Genomic DNA, 19,337 nt, shown 5'->3' with positions numbered 1-19,337 from the left:
GAAATTACTGAAGCAGCTTCAGTACAGCGGAAGGCAGTTGGTTGGCCTGAGCCAGAACCGAGGTAGAAGCCTGTTGCAGGGTTTGCTGCTTGGTCAGTTCTGCGGTTTCAGCGGCGAAGTCGGTGTCTTGTACGCGACCCTGTGCAGCGGTCACGTTCTGAGTCACGTTGTTCAGGACGGAGATGGTGCTGGTCAGACGGTTCTGCGAAGCACCGAGGTTGGCACGGGTAGCACCGATGGCGGCGATTGCAGCGTCGATCGCGGTGATCGCGTTGTCGATGTTGGAGGCCGCGGCGGCGCTGGTGGCACCGGTCAGAACCAGAGTACCGCTGTCCACGGACAGGCTGACGGCGTCGAACTTGGAGCTCAGGGTCAGGCTGATCTGGTTGGCCGAACCGGTGTTGGAACCCACTTGCAGGGTTACGACGCCAGCAGTACCGTTCAGCAGGAACTTGCCGTTGATCTGGGTGCTCGCGGAGATACGAGTCAATTCGTCCGACATCTGGGCGAATTCGGAGTTGGTTGCGGTCTGGTCAGCGGTGCTGTTGGTACCGTTACGGGCTTGAACAGCCAGTTCACGCATACGCTGCAGAATGTCGGTGTCGGTTGCCATCGCGCCGTCGGCGGTCTGTGCCAGGGAGATACCGTCGTTGGCGTTCTTGATCGCAACGGTCTGGCCGCGGATCTGGCTGCTCATACGAGTGGAGATCTGCAGGCCGGCAGCATCGTCCGCGGCGCTGTTGATTTTCAGGCCGGAAGACAGGCGCTGCATGGCGGTGGAGAGGGAGCCGGCTGCGCGGTTCAGGTTCTGCTGAACAGCCAGAGAAGTGACGTTAGTATTTACGCTTAAAGCCATGACGAAATCCTCGTTGGTTGGGTACTGCGGCTTCCGGCCCTGGCAAGCGCCGGGTATGGCCTAGAGAACCTTCGTAATAGTTATCGTCGGGATTGCAAGTTGCTTGAGGGCTTTTTTCAAAAATTTTGCCATCACCCTGCCACCCCTTTGAAAACAAGGGCTTGGCGCCCTGCTCCAGGAGGAAAAATGACGTCAGGGAATTGCCACCGACTCCAGCAGCCCCACCAGTTCGTACTCCATCCAGTCGGCCAGCCCCAACCAGTCCTGGGATTCCTGGCAAACCAGCATTCGGGTCAGCAGTTGCGCCCACTGCTGCCGAACCTCCCCAGGCGCGCTCGCCAACGCCAACTGCGCGGCATCGAACACCTCGACCATGTTCAAGGCCGCCTCCACATCACGACCCAGACGAAACAGCCCGGCGCATTCGCGGGCATCCTCGACACACTGCGCCAGCCGGCTCATTGGACAAACTCCTGGTCGAACCCGGTACCGACGATCTGCGCCCCTGCCCTGCTGCTGTTGAGGAATGCCACCTGCGGGTGACGGGCGATATAGCGCTCCAACTCCACCAGGTAACGACGGAAGTTCAACTGCGTCCTGACCCGTTGCCCCTGGCCGTCCAGTACCCAGTGCTGCGCCAGCTCGACACCCGGGCCGAGATCGCCATCCTTCCAGCCCGCATGGGTCTTGTTCATCGGGAAGGCGAAGTCGGCGCCGAACAGGGTGATGCGCGCCGCGCCCATCTTCACCGCCAGGTCGACCGCCGGGTGCAGCACGCTGCCGCCGACGAACAACAGGCCGCGCCGGCACCGCTCACGTACCGAGGCATAGATCGGACTGATGGAATAGCCGCCGTAACGCGGGCCTTTCCAGGCGTGCAGCACCTGGGGATCGCTCATCGGCATATAGACCAGGGGAATACCGTCGGACGCTTCGACGGGCAAATGCCGGAAACCGATGCGCTGGTCGATGCTGACCACGATATCCGGCCGGATCCCCTGCTCACGCAAAGGCCGGTAGGCAGTGTCGACACTGATGAACAACGGCCGGTCCGGCTGCTCGCTGATCGCGCGCAGCTTGGCGAACTGCTGCTCCAGCGTCGGCCCGGTGCCGATCACATAGATATGCTGGCCCGGACGCGTCGCAAACAGCTCGGAGACATCGCGGTCCGCGCCAAACACCTCGCGGGTGTCCAGCAGACGCTGGACGATAACCGCGGACTGCGGATCGAACTCGCGATTATTGAAGGTCAGGTGTACCTCGCCGACCAGACGATCACGCATCCGCGCATTGCAATCATCGGCCAGCACCAGTTCGGCCGGCAGGGCAAAAAACGGCAAGAGAATCTCGGGATGGTCGGCGGCGTAGCTCAGATCGACCCGAGGATCGGTCAGCCAGGATTGCTGATCCAACAGCCCCAGCACCAACTTGAACAACGCGCCATTGAGGACATGGACACATAGGCGTTTCAGGGTCGGGCGCTCCAGCAGGATCTGTTGCAGATCGCCCAAGCCGGTGCCGTAGAGGTGCAGCAAGTCGCTGTCCGGCGGCAGACTGGCGGCCTGCAGGCGGGCCTCGGCGACGCGATCATGCCGACTGGTGAGCTGGATGCCACCCACGCTCAGGGTCGAGCCCAGCCCTTCCAGCAGTTCGACCGGCAACGACTCGCTGTCCTCGGCCAATAGCCGCGCCAGCAAACCCGGCCAACGGTCGCCGATGACCTGCAGATTCTGCTCGAAACTTTCGCTCATGCCGCCGCCCTCAACATCCGCGCAAAAAAATGGCGCTCAAGGTTATCTCACCTGGAGCGCCATTTTGCGACCCTTGGCATCAAGGCCGATGAATAATCGCCGATCCCCACGACAAGCCCACGCCAAAGCCACTGAGGGCTACGCGCTTCCAGGTCGAGTCCAGGACATGTTTTTCCAGCAACAACGGAATACTCGACGACACCGTGTTACCGGTCTCAACCATGTCCTTGATGAACTTCTCCGGCTCGCCCTCGAAACGCCGCGCCACGGCATCCACGATCGCCGCGCTGCCCTGGTGAATGCAGAACGCATCGATATCGTCCGCCTGCAGGCCGGACTCTTCCAGCAACTCGTGCAGGTGCGCCGGAACCTTGAGCAAGGCGAAGTTGAAGACCTGGCGGCCGTTCATGAAAAACACGCCATTGCTGACCTTCAGATGCGGCGCGCCGGACCCGTCGGTGCCGAACTTGGCCTTGCCCAACTGCCAGGGCGCGTCTTCACCCATCCAGGTGGCCGTCGCCGCATCGCCGAAAAGCATGGTGGTGTTGCGATCTTCCGGATCGACGATCTTCGAATACGGGTCGGCGGTGACCAACAGGCCGTTCTTCAGACCCGCCGCTTCCATGAAACCCTTGATCGCGTAGATGCCATAGACATAACCGGAGCAACCCAGGGAAATATCGAACGCCGCCACGTTGGTGGGCAGGCCGAGTTTGTCCTGGACGATGGCGGCGGTATGCGGCAGGCCTTCCTCATCGCCGTTCTGGGTGACCACGATCAGCGCGTCGATGGATTCGCGCTTGAGCTCGGGATTGCGGGCGAACAGCGCATTCACGGCTTCGACACACAGATCCGAGGTTTCCTGACCGTCATCCTTGCGTGGCAGGAAGGCCGAACCGATCTTGCCGAGGATGAAGGCTTCATCCTTCTCGAATTTTGCACCTTGTGCGTAATTGTCCACGCCGGCTACAGGCACGTAGCTCGCAATGCTCTTTATGCCAATCATTACGGCTTCCCAATAATAAACAGCTGAAAACCCTCGTTCACCAGGACCAAGGGCTGCCGACAAACAGAGATTTGACGCCGCCCACGGGGGAGCGACTGCCGGAAGAGTAAAAGGCTATCACCGGACCCTTTATGAGCCGGGCGCCATCTTCCAGGTCGATACAATACAGTGAAGATGCGCGTTATGACTCGCAGGTCACGCTATTTTGCCGAATCAGCGCGACAAAACACTATTCGACCAGCGACCAGGACAGCGGCGTCCCACGCTTGAGGGCCTGTCGGGCCGTGCGCCCGAGCACGGCGTCGAGATGCCGGGGTGCCAGTCCCAGACCGGGGCGGATCGCCCGCAGGTTGTCGGCGCTGAAGGTTTCACCCGCGGCCATATCGCGGGTGATATACAGCGAGCGGCGATACACCAGGGACTTGCGTTCCGCCTCGGTAACGCCGTAGTGCACCTGGCCCAGGGCCTGCCAGGCGCGTTCGGTCTCGATGACCAGGCTGGCCAGTTCCGCCGGCTCCAGGGAAAAGCTCGAGTCCACCCCGCCATCAGCGCGATCCAGGGTGAAATGTTTCTCCACCACCGTTGCCCCCAGGGCCACCGCGGCTACCGCCACCCCCACGCCCATGGAGTGATCGGACAAGCCGACCTGGCAGCCGAACAATTCGCGCAGGTGAGGAATGGTTCGCACATGGCTGTTTTCCGGGCTGGCCGGGTAGGTGCTGGTGCATTTGAGCAGTACCAGGTCCTTGCAACCGGCAGCCCGGGCGGCGCGCACGCTCTCATCCAGCTCGGCGACACTGGCCATGCCGGTGGAAATGATCAGCGGCTTGCCGGTCGCGGCCACACGCCGGATCAACGGCAGGTCGGTGTTTTCGAAGCTGGCGATCTTGTAGGCCGGCACGTCGAGGCTTTCGAGAAAGTCCACCGCCGTTTCATCGAAAGGCGTGGAAAACGCCAACATGCCCAGCTCCCGGGCACGGGCGAAGATCGGCGCGTGCCACTCCCAGGGCGTATGGGCCTTTTCATACAAAGCATAGAGCGACGAGCCAGCCCATAGGCTGGCCGGGTCCTGGATAAAGAACTCGCCTTCGTCCAGGTCCAGGGTCATGGTCTCGGCGGTATAGGTTTGCAGCTTGAGCGCATGGGCACCGGCCTTGGCCGCCGCTTCGACAATGCGCAGCGCCACCTCCAGCGACTGGTTATGGTTGCCGCTCATCTCGGCAATGATGAAGGGTGGCGCGTCCGCGCCTATGACCCGCTGGCCGATCTTGAAACTAGTCATGGTGCTCATCCTTTACCACGCGCTCGAAACGGCAGGCCGACTGGACATAGCCGCCGTGACGGAACAATTCGATGGAAGCCGGATTATCCGGCAGTACCTGGGCGTCGATCACCGTCACCTGCGGCCAGTGCTCGCCCATGACGGCTTCGCCACGAGCCAGCAGCGCCCGGCCCCAACCGAGGCCGGCGCGGCCCTGGAACAGATACAGCGAGACTTCCGCGCGACTGCCCGCCAGATCGTAGCGCAGCACGCCCACCGGGCCATCCGCGGCCTCGGCGATCAATAGCAGGCGTCCGGGGTTGAGCAGGCTCGCGGCCAGCCAAGCCTGATGCGCCTCCCAGCCGATGGGCTCGGAACTCAACGAGGCACGGCGTACCGACTCGGCGTTACGGCCGTCGAACAACAACTGCGAATCCGCGACCGTGGCCCGGCGCAAGGCCAGACTGGAGCCGGCCAAGGCCACGGCAAACCGTCGCGCCCCCAGCCCATCCACCAGACGCCGCGACTGTGCGGCCAGGCTGCGCCGCAGACTGACATTGCCCAGGACAAAACCGATGGCCTGGCGCAGGCTGTCGACCGTCACCTCGTCGCTGCTGCCCAGGTAGACATGCACCCCGGCGGCCGCCAGCCGCTCGGCATTCGCCCGCTGATTCTCCGCCACGGCAATGCACAGGGTCGGCAGGCCGAGGACCGCACGTTCCCAGCTGGTACCGCCACCGGCCCCGATAAACAGATCGGCCCGGGCCATCAGCGCGGCGAAATCGCTGACAAAAGTCTGCACCCGCCACTGCGGACGATCAACCGCCATGGCCTGGATCGAAGCCAGCATCGGGTTGGCGGTGCCGGCGATAAAATCCACTTCCAACTCGTTGAAGTCCGCCAGGGCCTGAATGGCCTTCCAGGTTTCGCCGGCCGCATCCAGGCCGCCAAAATTCACCATTACCCGCCGGGGCTGCAAGACGATCGGCACAGCCCCCTGGCGGAACTCATCACGAATCAGCGCGTAACGGGGACCGAAGAGCTCACGGCAGGGCCGCAAGCAGCGGTGGGCGTACTCGGGGTCGCCGGCGGTGAAATTCTGGTCGAAGAGCAGATCCACGGCATGCTGGCGATTGTTCAGGTCGTCGATCGCCGCAATCTGCCGCGCCCACTGGCGAGCGGCGGTTTGCCAGGCGTGATCGAGGCCATAGTGATCGACGATAATCCAGTCGAAGACCGGCTCGGTGACCAGGCAGGCACCCAGCGCGGCGATATCCGCCTGCCACGGCAACGGGGCCTCGATGTCCGCACCGGGCTCCTCGCCTGCGTACTCGGCCGGCAACGCCAGGGCCCGAAAGCCCTGCTCGGCGATGCGTGCCAACGAGTGGCCGGGCAAGGCCCGACAAGCGAACAGCACCTCGGCGCCGCCACTGCGCAGCACCTGCGCGAGGCTCAGGCAGCGCGCCACATGCCCGCTGCCAATGGCCGGCGAGGCATCGGCACGGATCAACACTCTCATGGCTCCAGCTCTCCACCAGCTAGCAACGCGCTGTAAAGGTACTCGGCGCGCCGCCAATCCTCGTCGGTGTCGATGTCCTGGACCAGATGGCGCGGCAGGATGACCGGCAGGCTTTTTTCCGAAAACAGCGCGTCGCCTCGCAGCCAGGCCGCGCTGCGCCCCCAGTAGAACTGCCCGGCATCCTGGAAGGCGCGGGGCAGATCCTGGGAACGGGTCTGTCGATGCTCGGGATACAGCGGCGTCAGAGCGCCGTCCGCGCCGAGCGTCAAAGCGCGCTGTACCGGAAAACCGAATTCGCAAACCGAAAACGCAAAGGACTTTTCAGCATGGGCTTCGAGCAGCTCCAGCCCCTGGCGCAAAAAACGCGCCTGCAACAACGGCGCCGTGGCGTAGATACAGCAGGCATGCTCAAACAGGTATCCGGCCTGCTGCAAGGCCTCCACCGCATGGGCGATCACAGCGGCAGTACCGGCGAAATCATCGGCCAGGGCCGCCGGACGCATAAACGGCACCTGTGCCCCCCTGGCCCGGGCCAGGGCAGCGATTTCCTCGTCATCGGTACTGACGATCACCCGCTCGAACAACCCCGAATCGAGCGCCAGGCGAATCGAACGGGCAATCATCGGCTCGCCATGGAACAGCTTGAGATTCTTGCGCGGGATGCGCTTGCTGCCACCACGCGCCGGAATGATTGCAATCGCACTCAAGGGCGTTTTTCCAGCAGGAACCAGTTGATATCGTCGGTCGGAAACTGCGGATCGCGGTGGTAACTGAAGCCGTAGTCCAGCAGTTGCAGGTCCGGATAACGATCGAGCATTTCCCCGGCAAAGTCACGCTTGAACAACTTGCCGCTGTTACCACGATAGGACACTTCCACCGGCACCGGGTTGTAGTACTCGGCAATCAGGATATAGCGTCCGCTCAGGGTGTATAGCTGATCATAGGCCGTGGCCAGCAGCTCAGGCGCCAGGTGGATCAGCACGCCCTTGCTCAGGGTCAGGTCGAAGGTCCGCTCGCGCGGGTAATCGAACAACGAGCCGTGCCAGATCTCGGCAATGCCCAGGTCACGGGCCTGCTCGCAGGCCTTGGCGTTGATCTCCACGCCCTGCAGGGCACACTCGGGCAGGAGCTGGTGCAAGGCCAGCAGGTTGTTGCCGGTGTTGGTGCCCAGTTCCAGCAGGCTGGAGAGCCGGCCGGTGCGCGCCAGGGCCTTGGCGAACAGCGCCAGGTTGGCGGCGACCAGCGCCTGCCCCTGGTTGCGGCCCACGTATTGGTCGCCGAACTCGCCACGCCAGAACACTTCCTGTTCGCTGAACTCACGCATGTCGGGTGTTTATCCTCGGGCCATTGAGCGTCGTTTAACCGACAAGATTTCGTAATTGTTCGACCACATAGTCCTGCTGCTCCTCGGTGAGCAGCGGGAACAACGGCAGGCTGAGGGCTTCGCCGAAGTAACGCTCGGCTTCGGGGAAGTCACCGTCCTTGAAGCCCTGCTCGCGGTAGTAAGGTTGCAGGTGCACGGGAATGTAATGCAGGTTCACCCCGATGCCGGCTGCCCGCAAGGCGTCGAAGACTTCGCGCTGGCTGACCCTCATCTGTTCAAGCTGCAGGCGCACCACGTACAGGTGCCAGGCGGACTCGGCACCCGCCTGGGCCACCGGCAATTGCAGCGGCAGGTCGGCCAGCAAAAGGTCATAGCGGCCGGCCAGTTCACGACGACGGGCGACAAAGCTGTCGAGCCGGGCCGTTTGCGACAGCCCCAGCGCGGCGTGCAGGTCGGTCATCCGGTAATTGAAGCCCAGTTCCAGTTGCTGGTAGTACCACAGCCCTTGCGCGGGAACGTTCATCTGCGCCGGATCACCGGTGATCCCATGGCTGCGCAGACGACGCAGGCGCTCGGCCAGTTCGGGGCTATTGGTCAGGACCATGCCGCCTTCGGCCGAGGTGATGATCTTCACCGGATGGAAACTGAAGATGGTCATCGCGGCAAAGGCACCGCAACCCACCGGTCGCCCGAGGTAGGACGCGCCGACCGCATGGGACGCATCCTCGATCAGCGTGAAGCCATAGCGCTCGGACAATGCGGCGATGGCGCGCATATCGCAACTCTGGCCGGCAAAGGCCACGGCCACCACCACCTTGGGCAACCGCCCGCTGGCCTCGGCAACCTCAAGTTTGCGCGCCAGCAGGCCGGCGTCGAGATTCAAGGTCAGGGGGTCGATGTCGACGAAGTCCACCTCGGCGCCGCAGTAGCGAGCGCAGTTGGCCGAGGCGACAAAGGTATTCGGGCTGGTCCACAAGCGATCCCCCGGCCCCAGGTCCGCCGCCAGGCAGGCGATATGCAAGGCCGCCGTGGCATTGCACACCGCCACGGCAAAATCGGCCTGGCAATGTTCGGCCAACGCCGCCTCGAAGCGCGGGATGGTCGGTCCCTGGGTCAACCAGGGCGACTTGAGCACCTCGACCACCGCATCGATATCGGCCTGTTCGATGCTCTGGCAACCATAAGGAATCTGATAAGGCGTCATACCGGCAGCCCGGCGTGCAGATCGGCAATCTGCATCACGTCCAGGAAGTCAGGGTTGGTATCGGAGCGGTATTCGAAGTCCTCATCCACCGCCTTGCCGCGCTCCCCCAGACCGTCAACCGCGAAATCGACATCGACGCTGGTGAAACGAATCGACGGCTGGATGGTGTAGTGGTCGGCGAATTCCAGGGTCATGCGCGCGTCGTCCAGCGGCACCATCAACTCATGCAGCTTCTCGCCCGGCCGAATGCCCACGTGTTTGTGCGGCAGATGCGCGGCCATGCCGGACGCCAGGTCGACGATGCGGATCGACGGGATCTTCGGTACGAACACTTCACCACCGTGCATGCGCGCGAAGCTGTCGAGCACGAACTGCACACCATGGTCGAGGGTGATCCAGAAGCGGGTCATGCGCTCGTCGGTGATCGGCAGTTCCCGGGCCCCCTCGGCAATCAGCTTGTTGAAAAACGGCACCACCGAACCCCGAGAGCCGGCCACGTTGCCGTAGCGCACCACGGCAAAGCGGGTCGCCTGCTCGCCGGCGATATTGTTGGCGGCGACGAACAACTTGTCCGACAGCAGCTTGGTGGCCCCATAGAGGTTGATCGGGCTGGCCGCCTTGTCGGTGGACAGGGCGACAACCTTCTGCACGCCATTATCGATGGCCGCGGCAATGATGTTTTCCGCCCCGTTGACGTTGGTGCGAATGCACTCGGTGGGGTTGTACTCGGCCGCCGGCACCTGTTTCAGGGCCGCGGCATGCACGACAAAATCGATCCCGCGCATGGCCAGGCGCAAGCGCTCGGCATCCCGGACATCACCGAGAAAATAGCGCATGCACGGCGCGTTGAACGTCTGCTGCATCTCGTACTGCTTGAGCTCGTCGCGCGAGAACACCACCACCCGCCGCGGCTGGTACTGCTCCAGCAGACGACGGATGAAGTTGCGGCCGAACGAGCCGGTGCCGCCGGAGATGAAAATCGATTTGCCGTTGAACATACCGTGAGTCCCTTTAACTGTCTGCCAGGCTTAAACGAGCAACTGCGCCCATCCCACTGGACTGGCACTGCCCAGACTGAAACCTTTTCCTGCCAGGGACAGGTGCGGGTTGTAGGCCGGGTCGCGCTGGAAGTTCGCCGCCCACTTCTCGAGCAGGGCCGCCAGAGCCTCTGGCGCCTCGGGCAGAAGACCCGGGTGGAACACTTGCACTTGCGGCGTCCACGACACCAGGCCGCCGACCTGGCCGATCTTGAGACACAGATCGACATCGGCGAAGGCCTCGGCGAAGTCGCCTTCGTCCAGGCCACCGACCGCCTCGAAGAACGCCTTGCGCACCATCAGGCACGTCGCCGAGACCGCCGAATAGTTCTGCTCCACCGCCAGCCGCTGCATATAGCCCCTGGCATCCGTCTTTTCACCGACAAAAGGCGAACCGACACCACCGTTCAAGCCGAGAATCAGCCCGGCCTGGGAGACCTTGGTATCACGGCTGTAGAGCTTGGCGCCGACCACGCCGACTTCCGGGCGCAAGGCCTGGTTGAGCAGCGACTCGATCCAGTTGGGGTTGACCACTTCGCTGTCTTGCGCGAGCAGCACCAGGTACTCACCCAGGGCCTGATCTGCCGCCGCGTTGCAGAATGCCGAGGTGCTCGACCAGTCGGCTTGCAACACACTGACTTTGCCGGCCTGAGGCTGTTCTCGGAGCCAGGTCGTGAGGGCTTCGCTGTAGCTCGGGTGATCGGCCACCAGCACTTCGTATTTCAGGTACCGGGTTTTTTGCAGCACTGCGCTCAGGCAGCGCTCCAGTTCGGCGAAGTCGGCCTGGCCATGGAGAATGATCGACACCAGCGGGCGTTCGGTATGCCGATAATCGACAAAGTAGCTGCCCGGATTCTGCGAAGTGACCTGGGCCTTGTAGCCCCGCGTGCCCAGATGGCGCAGCAACGCCAGGCGCTCATGGGCGTTCTCTTCAAGTGCCGGTACGCTGGAAATCAGCAATGGCTCGTCCAGATGGGCCAGTCCGGCCATGCCGCCCTGCTCGATCAGACGCAGCAGCAGATCGAATTCCAGGGCTTTGCTGAAGTCGGCCTTGTAGCCGCCAACCTCCAGCAAGACTTCACGGCGAATCAACCAGTGCCTGGCCATCAGCGCCGGTACGCTTTGCAGCAGGTCGAGGTTGAAGCTCGGACGGAACACATCGATCAGCGCGCCATTGGCGTCGCGCTGGATTTCATCGGTGGCCACCGCACGGCAACCTTCGGCCGCGCGCAGTTCGAGACCGGCGCGCAACAAACCGCTGGCAGTGAACTCGTCACCCGCCTCGGCCAGCAACAGCCAGTCGCAGGGCAACTGGCGAGTGGTCTGGTTCAACTTGTCGACCAGGTTGCCCGGTGTCACCCGGATAAAGTGCAAGGTGTTCTGCAGGGTAGTCGCCGCCTGGGGTTCGCCCGTGGTGAAGACGACGATGCGGAAGGCCTTGCTGTGCCCTTCCAGCAGGCTGTCGAGGGTGACCTGCAACTTGCCGATGTCGTTGTTCAGGTCCAGTACCAGCAGGCCGAAGACCGGACCGCTGCCCTGCTCGACCTGGTAATCGCCGATCGCCTCAAGTTCGCCGGCAGACGGCTCGCGAACCTGCAGCCAATCGAGCAGGCGTCCCGAGAGCATCGTCTCGAAGGTCGAGCGATTGTCTTCAGTGGAAACGGCGTCCAGGCGCTCGGCCCAGGCGAACATATCCCGTGCCTCGTCCTCTTCGCCGAGAATCTCCAGTTGCCGGGCCAGGCGCTTGACCACCCGCCGGTTGAACAGGTTGCATTCCTGGGCCTGCCACAGGCGGTCCGCCACGCTTTCCGGGGTGTCGTTGTTGTGCGCGCGCATCAGCGCGTCCTGACGGGTCCATACACCCTCCAGTCCCATCAGTTGCACACGACCGGCCGGCATCGCATGGAGCAGGAATTCGAACTGGGTCAACTGATCGAAAAATGCCTGGTTGTAGTAAGGCATTTCCACGTACTGCTTGGGCCCGAAGCGCCGCACCGGGGCGTCTTTGATGCTGATCCAGGTGGACTCGAACAGCCCTTCCATGGTCAGTGCCCGTCCGGTGCGCAGGCTGTCGGTCATGGCTTCGAAACTTTCCAGGGCGAAGGCTTTGCCCTGTGCCGGATCAAGCCCTTCGATCGCGGTAGGCAGGGAGGCCAGGAACTCGGCGAAGGCCTCGCGTTCGGCCACCGACTTGGCATCGGTGTAGGTCAGCGAGTGGTAGACCTCGGTGCTGTGTTCCGAATCGCCATAGTTGACCTCACGGACCACATAGGGAATCGGCAGGATCCGCGCCTTGGCCCGGGCGAGCATGTAGTAGACATGGCCGATTTCCTGCCACTGGAAACTGGTGCCTTCAGGCAAGGCCGAATGCCAGTCGCGCATCAGGGCGGTACGATGGACGGCGTAGAACGGCGGTAGGTATTGGTACATATAGTCCACCACGCGATCCTGGGCCCGCTCGGAGGCGTAGTCCTCACAGACCTTCTTGTCGCGACGGTAGTAGCTGACGCTGCCCGCCAACGACAGGTACATCATGCAGTAACCATGGCACATGCCGTAGTCGGCATTGTTCTCCAGGAACGCAACCGCCTCGGCCAACGCCCCGTGAACGATAAAGTCGTCGTCGGCGGCAAACACCATGTACGGCGTGGTCACGCTCATCACGCCATGGGCGAACTTGTTCTGCAGTTTCCAGTAGTCGTACTGCGGCACGTGCAGGTACTCGATCGAGTCATGCCCCTGCGCGACTTCGGCGTAGGCCACGGGGGAAGAGTCCAGCACCAGCAGTTTGCAAGGCAACGCGCTATAGAACTTCACCGCCCGACGCAGGAACGCCGGCCGGTTATGGGTAACCAGCACCACGGTCAACAAATCACCCAGGAGCTGCACATTCCCCTGACGCGATGCCTGTTCAGAAACGTACTTGCCTTGCATAACCTTTCCCCAAAACTGCGAATCGACCAATGAACTCAGGATGATGTGGCTATTTAGCGAACCCGGCGCAGGTAGCCGTCAGGCGCGACGGTGACCAGCAGCTTGTTCTCCAGCTGCTTATCGATCTCGAAATCGCTGTTCTCTTGCAGGTACGCCCAGACCGCGGTCTTCGGGTTGTCACCCGGGCCCCATGGACGATCAGGGAAAAACTCCGGCGGCATGTCCTCGACCACGGTATCCATCACCACGCAGTAGCTGCCGACGGAAACCAGCGGCGCGTAAAGGCGCAGCTCTTCCAGTACGTGATCGTGGGTATGGTTGGAATCCAGGACCAGGATGACCTTCTTGCCCGCGGCAGCCGCACGGACCTGCTCGGCGGTCGACTGCTCGATGCTCGAACCCTCGATCATGCGGATGCGCTTGCTCATCGGATGGCTCTCGATGGCCTCGCGGTTGTGCCGGCGGATATCAAGGTCGATGCCCAGCACTTCGCCGTGGCCTTGCAGCTCAAGCAGCGAGGCGTAGTAGATGATCGAACCGCCATGGGCGATACCACACTCGATCACCAGGTCCGGCTTGACCTGCCAGATGATCTCCTGCATCGCCATCATGTCCTGGGGCAGTTGAATGATCGGCCGGCCCATCCAGGAGAAGTGGTAGCTGTACTTGTGCTTGGCCGACTCGTTGAAGAAGTCGCGGGCCAGGCCCTGGAGTTTTTCGTCCTGGCCCTGGGCGGCGATTTCGGCTTGGCATTCGGCTTCGAAGGCTTGCATAACGGTCTTGGTCATCATTCAGTCTCGGCAAAAGTTCATTGAAAGGAGGCGCTGTCGACGGCGTGGTAGACGTAACGTCCGCCCGTCATGCGCTTGATTTCTTCGAGGTAATTGGAGTTCATCACAAACAGGTTGGCGCCAATGGGCAAGGCATCCAGGGCTTCCTCCGGCGACGACACGCGCACACCGCTGAGGGGCAGATAACGCCCCTGCTTGGCCGGGTTGATATCCACCACCTGGTCCACCGCCACTCCCGCCCGCTGCAGGAACAGCGAATAGATCACCCCCTTGGAGGACGCGCCCCAGATACACGAGCCTTGCTCGGGCGCCTCGCGGATGATGCGGATCGCCTTGGCCAGGCTGGCGGTGAAGTCATCCGGCAGGTCTTGGCGCAACACCGGCTCGGTCGGCGTCAGGCGCAGGCTGCCGAGGTCGGCGACGATATACAGGTACTGCCCGCCGAACAGATGGCCGGCCTCGTGTACGGTGCCGAACAAGCGGCGCAGGTCATCGAGACGGAAGTAGTTGACGTGTTCGTAGAACAGGTCGAACCAGGCCCGGTGCTCGACGATCCAGTCAAAGCACGGCACCTCGATATAGATCTGCCCGCCCTGGTTGGCCTCGGCCATCGCCGCCAGGAACGCCACCGGGTCGGCGATATGCTCCAGCACGTGGCGCAACACCAGGGCATCGGCGGCCAGGCCGAGGCCACGGGTGAACGGTGTCTTGATCACTTCGGGGTTGCTGCCTTCGTAGGCAGGGTCGATACCGGTGATGGCGTAGCCGAGGCCGCGCAGCAGCTCGAGGAAATAACCCTTGCCGCAACCGACCTCGATCAGGCTCCGGCCCTTGAAGTGCCGGGCAATGATGCCTTCCACGTCGCTCAAGTGCTGCTGGAACTGGCCGGAATGGGCCTGCTCGTTCTGATAGTCGCTGTCGTAGCTCAACTTGTCGGCATCGAAGGCCTGGTTGAAGATCAAGCCGCTGACTTCGTCCTGTACCAGCACGATATCGGCGCGGGCCGAAGCCCTGGCCGAGGCCGCGTCGGCAAAGGTGCGGTTTTGCAGGACCGGCAGATCACCTGCCCGATACAACTCATGCGCCATGTTCGACTCCCAGTAGCTGTTGCAGTCGCTCGGCCACGGCCCAGAACGCCATGGGCTCGTGACTGGCATAACCGTAGTGACCCAGGTTCAGCGCGATGGACGATCCGCGCTCGCGCAGACGCTGCTCGACCAGGGTCCGGACCGCAATCGGGCGGCCGCTGGCGCAATTGACCACGCCGGAAAAATCCCGCTGTTCCAGCAACCGGGCCAGGTAATCGGCGGCCACTTCAATGGCCAGGTAATCACGCAGTTGCTCGCCGGCCGACATGTTGAAGTGACTGTCACCGGCCGCAATGGCACGGTCCAGGCTGGCCAGCAGGCTATTGGGGTTCTGCCCCTCGCCGTGCAAATAGAACAGGCGCGCCCACTGCAGGTTGAACGGCATCTGCTGACGCAACGTCTCCAGGAACAGGCGCAGGGTGTTCTTCGCCAGACCGTAGGGATTGCTCGGCTGCGCCGGCGTCGCTTCGCTCAACGGCCCACTCTGCAAGCCATATTCGAAGCAGGTGCCGGTCACCAGGACCTGGGGCACACCGGCTTCGACCGCCTGCTTGATAAAACGGTAATCGGCGAACAGGTTGTGTTCGAAGTGAAACAGCGCCTGGTAGTTCGGCAACCCCGGCCAGGCCAAATGGGCCAGGGCATCGACGCCCTGGGTCAGCATGGCAACATCAAGGTCCACGGCATGCACGTCGGCGGCGATAAACTCCACATCGTCGATCCACGGCAACTTGCGCGCGGCCTCGGGATCGCGAGCCACGGCCCGCACCGAATGCCCGCGCGCCAGCAAGGCCGATACCAGATGGCGACCGACAAAGCCGGTCGCACCGGTCACCAGCACTTTCAGGCCGCTCACAGGATCGTCAACTCGGGTACGGCGACGACAAAACGCCCGCCCCATTCACGCACCACGGCCTGCTGCTGACTCACTTCCTGCAACAGGTTCCACGGCAACACCAGCACGTAGTCGGGCTTTTCCGCCTCGATACGCTCAGGCGAGACCACGGGAATACGACTGCCAGGGAGAAACTTGCCCTGCTTGTGCGGGTTGGCATCGGCGACCCAGGCCAGCAGGTCCGGACGGACCCCGGCATAGTTGAGCAAGGTGTTGCCCTTGGCCGCCGCGCCATAACCGACCACGCGCTTGCCTTCGGCCTTGGCCTGCAACAGGAAACGCAACAGCTCGTGCTTGATGCGCTCGGCGGCCGGCGCCAGGGTGGCGTAGAACGCCGGGGTTTTCACCCCCGCGGCCAGCTCGGCGTCCAGCACCTGGCGGACCACTGCCTGCACCGGGCGACGCGCACCGTCGGCGCGCTGCACGAAGACCCGCAGTGAACCGCCATGGGTCGGCAAGCCGCCGACATCGAAGATTTCCAGGCCATTGCGCACGCACAAGGCCTGCACCGCGGTCAGCGACAGGTAGGAATAGTGCTCGTGATACAAGGTATCGAACTGCTTCCCGGCGATCAGGGCCAGCAGGTGCGGGAACTCGAAGGTGGCCACGCCCGTGGGCTTGAGCAGCGTCGCGAAGCCCTGGAGAAAATCATTGATGTCCGGCACATGGGCCAGCACGTTGTTGGCCGCCATCAGGTCAGCCGCCCAACCCTCCTCGCGCAACTGCAACGCGGTATCGCGCCCGAAGAACAGCTCGCGGATCTCCAGGCCTTTGTCCCGCGCCGCCTGGGCGGTGCTGCGGGTCGGCTCGACACCCAGGCAGCGGATACCGCGCCCGGCGACATACTGCAGCAGGTAGCCATCGTTGGCGGCCACCTCCACCACGCGGCTGTCCGCGGTCAGTTCGAAGCGCTCGACCATCTCGGTCACATAACGCTCGGCATGCTCCAGCCAGGTACTGGAAAACGAACTGAAATAGGCGTAGTCGGCGTCGAACAGCGTATCGGCACGGGTGTAGTCCTCGGTCTGCACCAGCCAGCAGCTCTGGCACACCGCGACTTTCAACGGCAGCCACGGCTCGGCCTGCTCCAACTGGTCAGCCCGCAGGTAGGCATTGGACGGTGGCGAAGTCCCCAGATCGATCAACGGCAAGACCAGCGGGGTGCCGCAACCTCGGCAGTTCATAAACGTACTCCAGGGAAAGACGCATCGATCAGGGGGTGACTGCTGTCCCTGGCCGACAGATTTTTGACAGCCTCGGGCCAGGTGATTGCCAGGCGCGGGTCGAGCACTGACAGACCGCCCTCGGACGCGGGCGTGTAGTCGGCGCTGTGCAGGTAAAGCAGTTCAGCATCGTCGCTGAGGGTCTGGAAACCGTGGGCGAAGCCGGCGGGAATCAACAGGCCGCGACCGTCGCCGGCACGCAGGTACTCGGCGTGCCAATGCAGGAAGGTCGGCGAATCCGCACGCAGGTCCACCGCCACATCCCAGACTTCGCCACGCAGGCAGGTGATCAGCTTGGCCTCCGGGGCCTGGGCATTCTGATAATGCAGGCCGCGCACGCTGCCACGCTCGCGGGTGCAGGAGTGGTTGATCTGGCGGATATGAAACGGCTCGCCGAACGCACTCAGGCTGCCTTCGCAGAACAACCGGGAAAAATGCCCGCGCTGATCGGCGTGATGCTTGTGCTGTACGCTGAACAGCCCCTTGAGGGGCAAGGCATGAATCAGGAATTCACTCAAAGCTCACCCCGGTACAGATTCAATTGCGCCAGGGTCACGCTGCGCATGTCCTCGGCGTTTTTCCAGGCCAGGTGCCAATCGAGGGTCTGTTCCAGGCATTGCTGCAAGGACCAGCGCGGTTGCCAGCCGAGCAACTGCCGGGCGCGACTGCTGTCCAGGCGCAACAGACCGGCCTCGTGCAGCTCGCTGGGCTCGACCCGCAGGCCCGGCGCCTGGGGCCAGCGCCCGGCGAGTCGAGCGACGACGTCGCCGACACTGCACATGTCGTCCTCGCCAGGCCCGAAGTTCCACGCCCCGGCCGCTTCCGGCCCACGCTCATACAGCGCGGCGGCCAGTTGCAGGTAACCGGCCAGCGGCTCCAGCGCATGCTGCCAGGGCCGTACCGCCTGTGGATAACGCAGGGTCACCGGCTCATCCGCCGACCAGGCCCGGAGCACGTCGGGAATCAGCCGTTCCGGGGAGAAGTCGCCGCCGCCCAGGACGTTGCCGGCCCGCGCGGTCGCCACCGCCAGGCCATGGGCCTCGTAGCGTTCGGCCGGGAAAAAGGAGGCCACATAGGACTGCGCCAACAGTTCGCAACAGGCCTTGCTGCTGCTGTAGGGATCATGGCCGCCGAGGGCTTCGTTCTCGCGATAGGGCCAGGCCCACTCCTGGTTGGCGTAGACCTTGTCGGTGGTGACCAGCACACAGGCACGCACCCCACCGACCTGGCGAATCGCTTCCAACAGGTTGAGGGTACCCATGACATTGCTCGAATAGGTGCCGAGCGGATCGCGATAGGCTTCGCGCACCAGCGGCTGGGCCGCCAGGTGCAGGACAATTTCCGGTTCGGTCTCGGCGATCAGTTCAAGCAAGGCGCCGAGGTCGCGCAGGTCGCCGCGCTGGTCGTTGAGACTCTCGCCGACCCGGGCCAGTTCGAACAGGCTGGGGTCGGTACTGGGATCAAGGGCGAAGCCGCTGACCTGGGCACCCAGGCTCTCGAGCCACAGTGCCAACCAACTGCCCTTGAACCCGGTATGGCCGGTCAGCAGGACCCGCTTGCCGCTCCAGAATGCCCGGCTCAGTCCCACTGCTTCCATGGGGCCTCCCCGCTCTGCCACAGTTGCTCCAGGTGATTCTTGTCCCGCAGGGTGTCCATCGGATGCCAGAAGCCGTCGTGCTGGAAGGCGTTCAGTTGCCCCAGGGTGGCCAGTTCCGCCAAGGGTTCGGCTTCCCAGACGGTACTGTCGTCACTGAGCAGCGACAGCACCTTGGGCGACAGGACGAAGAAACCGCCATTGATCCAACCGCCATCGCCACGGGGCTTTTCGATAAAGCCACGGACCATGTCACCGTCGCGCTCCAGCGCGCCGTAGCGGCCTGGCGGCTGTACCGCAGTGACCGTCGCCAACTTGCCGCTGGAAAGGTGGAAGTCCACCAGCGCGCCGATGTTCAGGTCCGAGACGCCGTCGCCGTAGGTGAAGCAGAAGGCCTCTTCGTTCTCCAGGTAACGCCCGGCACGACGCAGGCGGCCGCCGGTCATGGTGTCTTCGCCGGTGTCGATCAGGGTCACGCGCCATGGCTCGCTGTAGTTCTGGTGAACGTCCATGCGATTGTTGCTCATGTCGAAGGTGACGTCGGAGGTGTGCAGGAAGTAGTTGGCGAAGAAGTCCTTGATGGCGTAGCCCTTGTACCCAAGGCAGATCACGAAGTCGTGGATACCGTGGGCCGAGTACTGCTTCATGATGTGCCAGAGAATTGGCTTGCCGCCGATCTCGATCATCGGCTTGGGCTTGAGGTGCGATTCCTCGCTGATCCGCGTGCCCAGGCCACCCGCCAGAATAACTGCCTTCATCAACGTCCCCTCTTGTTCGACACAGGGCCTGCTCAGGCGCTGTGGGACTTCCCAGACTGCCGGGTCAAATCGCGCCAGCGGCACGCGGCCCGTGGG

18 protein-coding genes are annotated in these 19,337 nt (G+C 63.1%); all 18 read right to left on the bottom strand.

The genetic code is table 11. The features are described from left to right. Positions 1-4: 4 nt before the first annotated feature. The 18 genes from M5B42_RS00160 to rfbF all read right to left on the bottom strand — a co-directional run bounded on the left by M5B42_RS00160 (position 5) and on the right by rfbF (position 19,241). Positions 5-856, bottom strand: coding sequence for a flagellin domain-containing protein (locus tag M5B42_RS00160; protein ID WP_152738494.1), 852 nt, complete (start codon positions 854-856; stop codon positions 5-7). A 192-nt stretch (positions 857-1,048) separates the two neighbouring features. Beyond that, positions 1,049-1,318 carry a hypothetical protein gene (locus M5B42_RS00155; RefSeq protein ID WP_248744696.1) on the bottom strand — a complete coding sequence of 90 codons (270 nt, stop codon included), beginning with the start codon at positions 1,316-1,318 and terminating at the stop codon, positions 1,049-1,051. Further along, complete coding sequence (locus M5B42_RS00150) at positions 1,315-2,607, bottom strand: 6-hydroxymethylpterin diphosphokinase MptE-like protein (RefSeq protein WP_177100106.1); 1,293 nt, start codon at positions 2,605-2,607, stop codon at positions 1,315-1,317. The genes M5B42_RS00155 and M5B42_RS00150 overlap by 4 nt, the downstream gene beginning before the upstream one ends. A 79-nt stretch (positions 2,608-2,686) precedes the next feature. Further along, a complete protein-coding gene (locus M5B42_RS00145) occupies positions 2,687-3,613 on the bottom strand; it encodes a ketoacyl-ACP synthase III (protein WP_103495971.1) in 927 nt (308 codons plus the stop codon). Positions 3,614-3,842: 229 nt separating this feature from the next. Further along, positions 3,843-4,895 (bottom strand): pseudaminic acid synthase, encoded by a 1,053-nt coding sequence (pseI, locus tag M5B42_RS00140; RefSeq protein ID WP_103495972.1) that lies wholly within the window; start codon positions 4,893-4,895, stop codon positions 3,843-3,845. Continuing rightward, a complete protein-coding gene (gene pseG, locus M5B42_RS00135) occupies positions 4,888-6,393 on the bottom strand; it encodes a UDP-2,4-diacetamido-2,4,6-trideoxy-beta-L-altropyranose hydrolase (RefSeq protein WP_248744695.1) in 1,506 nt (501 codons plus the stop codon). The genes pseI and pseG overlap by 8 nt, the downstream gene beginning before the upstream one ends. Beyond that, positions 6,390-7,100 (bottom strand): pseudaminic acid cytidylyltransferase, encoded by a 711-nt coding sequence (gene pseF, locus M5B42_RS00130; protein ID WP_248744694.1) that lies wholly within the window; start codon positions 7,098-7,100, stop codon positions 6,390-6,392. Before pseF ends, pseG begins: the two co-directional genes overlap by 4 nt. Then, positions 7,097-7,717 (bottom strand): pseudaminic acid biosynthesis-associated methylase, encoded by a 621-nt coding sequence (locus M5B42_RS00125; protein WP_152738474.1) that lies wholly within the window; start codon positions 7,715-7,717, stop codon positions 7,097-7,099. The genes pseF and M5B42_RS00125 overlap by 4 nt, the downstream gene beginning before the upstream one ends. A gap of 34 nt (positions 7,718-7,751) precedes the next feature. Next, positions 7,752-8,921, bottom strand: coding sequence for a UDP-4-amino-4,6-dideoxy-N-acetyl-beta-L-altrosamine transaminase (gene pseC / locus M5B42_RS00120; protein ID WP_177100100.1), 1,170 nt, complete (start codon positions 8,919-8,921; stop codon positions 7,752-7,754). Further along, positions 8,918-9,919 carry a UDP-N-acetylglucosamine 4,6-dehydratase (inverting) gene (gene pseB / locus M5B42_RS00115; RefSeq protein ID WP_103495977.1) on the bottom strand — a complete coding sequence of 334 codons (1,002 nt, stop codon included), beginning with the start codon at positions 9,917-9,919 and terminating at the stop codon, positions 8,918-8,920. The genes pseC and pseB overlap by 4 nt, the downstream gene beginning before the upstream one ends. A 30-nt stretch (positions 9,920-9,949) precedes the next feature. Next, the gene (locus M5B42_RS00110) at positions 9,950-12,892 is read right to left on the bottom strand and encodes a TIGR00180 family glycosyltransferase (protein WP_248744693.1); all 2,943 of its coding nucleotides are present in this window, start codon (positions 12,890-12,892) and stop codon (positions 9,950-9,952) included. Between the two features lie 53 nt (positions 12,893-12,945). Then, positions 12,946-13,683, bottom strand: a complete 738-nt coding sequence (locus M5B42_RS00105; RefSeq protein WP_103495979.1) for a cephalosporin hydroxylase family protein — start codon at positions 13,681-13,683, stop codon at positions 12,946-12,948. Positions 13,684-13,700: 17 nt separating this feature from the next. Then, positions 13,701-14,771: a class I SAM-dependent methyltransferase gene (locus M5B42_RS00100; protein ID WP_248744692.1), complete on the bottom strand. Its 1,071-nt coding sequence runs from the start codon at positions 14,769-14,771 to the stop codon at positions 13,701-13,703. Next, on the bottom strand, positions 14,761-15,618 hold the full coding sequence (locus M5B42_RS00095) for an NAD(P)-dependent oxidoreductase (protein WP_103495997.1): 858 nt from the start codon (positions 15,616-15,618) through the stop codon (positions 14,761-14,763). Before M5B42_RS00095 ends, M5B42_RS00100 begins: the two co-directional genes overlap by 11 nt. 5 nt (positions 15,619-15,623) lie before the next feature. After that, a complete protein-coding gene (locus M5B42_RS00090; protein ID WP_248744691.1) occupies positions 15,624-16,850 on the bottom strand; it encodes a class I SAM-dependent methyltransferase in 1,227 nt (408 codons plus the stop codon). After that, positions 16,847-17,407: a dTDP-4-dehydrorhamnose 3,5-epimerase gene (gene rfbC / locus M5B42_RS00085; protein WP_152738462.1), complete on the bottom strand. Its 561-nt coding sequence runs from the start codon at positions 17,405-17,407 to the stop codon at positions 16,847-16,849. The genes M5B42_RS00090 and rfbC overlap by 4 nt, the downstream gene beginning before the upstream one ends. Continuing rightward, entirely contained in the window at positions 17,404-18,486 is a 1,083-nt protein-coding gene (rfbG, locus tag M5B42_RS00080; RefSeq protein WP_152738459.1) for a CDP-glucose 4,6-dehydratase, read from the bottom strand. Before rfbG ends, rfbC begins: the two co-directional genes overlap by 4 nt. Then, positions 18,468-19,241, bottom strand: a complete 774-nt coding sequence (rfbF, locus tag M5B42_RS00075; RefSeq protein WP_103495984.1) for a glucose-1-phosphate cytidylyltransferase — start codon at positions 19,239-19,241, stop codon at positions 18,468-18,470. The genes rfbG and rfbF overlap by 19 nt, the downstream gene beginning before the upstream one ends. Between the last annotated feature and the right edge of the window lie 96 nt (positions 19,242-19,337).

It is taken from the genome of Pseudomonas sp. MWU12-2037, from assembly GCF_023242345.1.
Lineage (GTDB): Bacteria > Pseudomonadota > Gammaproteobacteria > Pseudomonadales > Pseudomonadaceae > Aquipseudomonas > Aquipseudomonas gingeri_D.
The sequence above is the reverse complement of the archived record's forward strand: the minus strand, read 5'-3'. Positions and strand labels throughout refer to the sequence as shown.

Coding starts and splice junctions, on each gene's coding strand:
- M5B42_RS00160 (WP_152738494.1), bottom strand. CDS start 856: ATGGCTTTAAGCGTAAATACTAACGTCACTTCTCTGGCTGTTCAGCAG.
- M5B42_RS00155 (WP_248744696.1), bottom strand. CDS start 1,318: ATGAGCCGGCTGGCGCAGTGTGTCGAGGATGCCCGCGAATGCGCCGGG.
- M5B42_RS00150 (WP_177100106.1), bottom strand. CDS start 2,607: ATGAGCGAAAGTTTCGAGCAGAATCTGCAGGTCATCGGCGACCGTTGG.
- M5B42_RS00145 (WP_103495971.1), bottom strand. CDS start 3,613: ATGATTGGCATAAAGAGCATTGCGAGCTACGTGCCTGTAGCCGGCGTG.
- pseI (WP_103495972.1), bottom strand. CDS start 4,895: ATGACTAGTTTCAAGATCGGCCAGCGGGTCATAGGCGCGGACGCGCCA.
- pseG (WP_248744695.1), bottom strand. CDS start 6,393: ATGAGAGTGTTGATCCGTGCCGATGCCTCGCCGGCCATTGGCAGCGGG.
- M5B42_RS00125 (WP_152738474.1), bottom strand. CDS start 7,717: ATGCGTGAGTTCAGCGAACAGGAAGTGTTCTGGCGTGGCGAGTTCGGC.
- pseC (WP_177100100.1), bottom strand. CDS start 8,921: ATGACGCCTTATCAGATTCCTTATGGTTGCCAGAGCATCGAACAGGCC.
- pseB (WP_103495977.1), bottom strand. CDS start 9,919: ATGTTCAACGGCAAATCGATTTTCATCTCCGGCGGCACCGGCTCGTTC.
- M5B42_RS00110 (WP_248744693.1), bottom strand. CDS start 12,892: ATGCAAGGCAAGTACGTTTCTGAACAGGCATCGCGTCAGGGGAATGTG.
- M5B42_RS00105 (WP_103495979.1), bottom strand. CDS start 13,683: ATGATGACCAAGACCGTTATGCAAGCCTTCGAAGCCGAATGCCAAGCC.
- M5B42_RS00100 (WP_248744692.1), bottom strand. CDS start 14,771: ATGGCGCATGAGTTGTATCGGGCAGGTGATCTGCCGGTCCTGCAAAAC.
- M5B42_RS00090 (WP_248744691.1), bottom strand. CDS start 16,850: ATGAACTGCCGAGGTTGCGGCACCCCGCTGGTCTTGCCGTTGATCGAT.
- rfbG (WP_152738459.1), bottom strand. CDS start 18,486: ATGGAAGCAGTGGGACTGAGCCGGGCATTCTGGAGCGGCAAGCGGGTC.
- rfbF (WP_103495984.1), bottom strand. CDS start 19,241: ATGAAGGCAGTTATTCTGGCGGGTGGCCTGGGCACGCGGATCAGCGAG.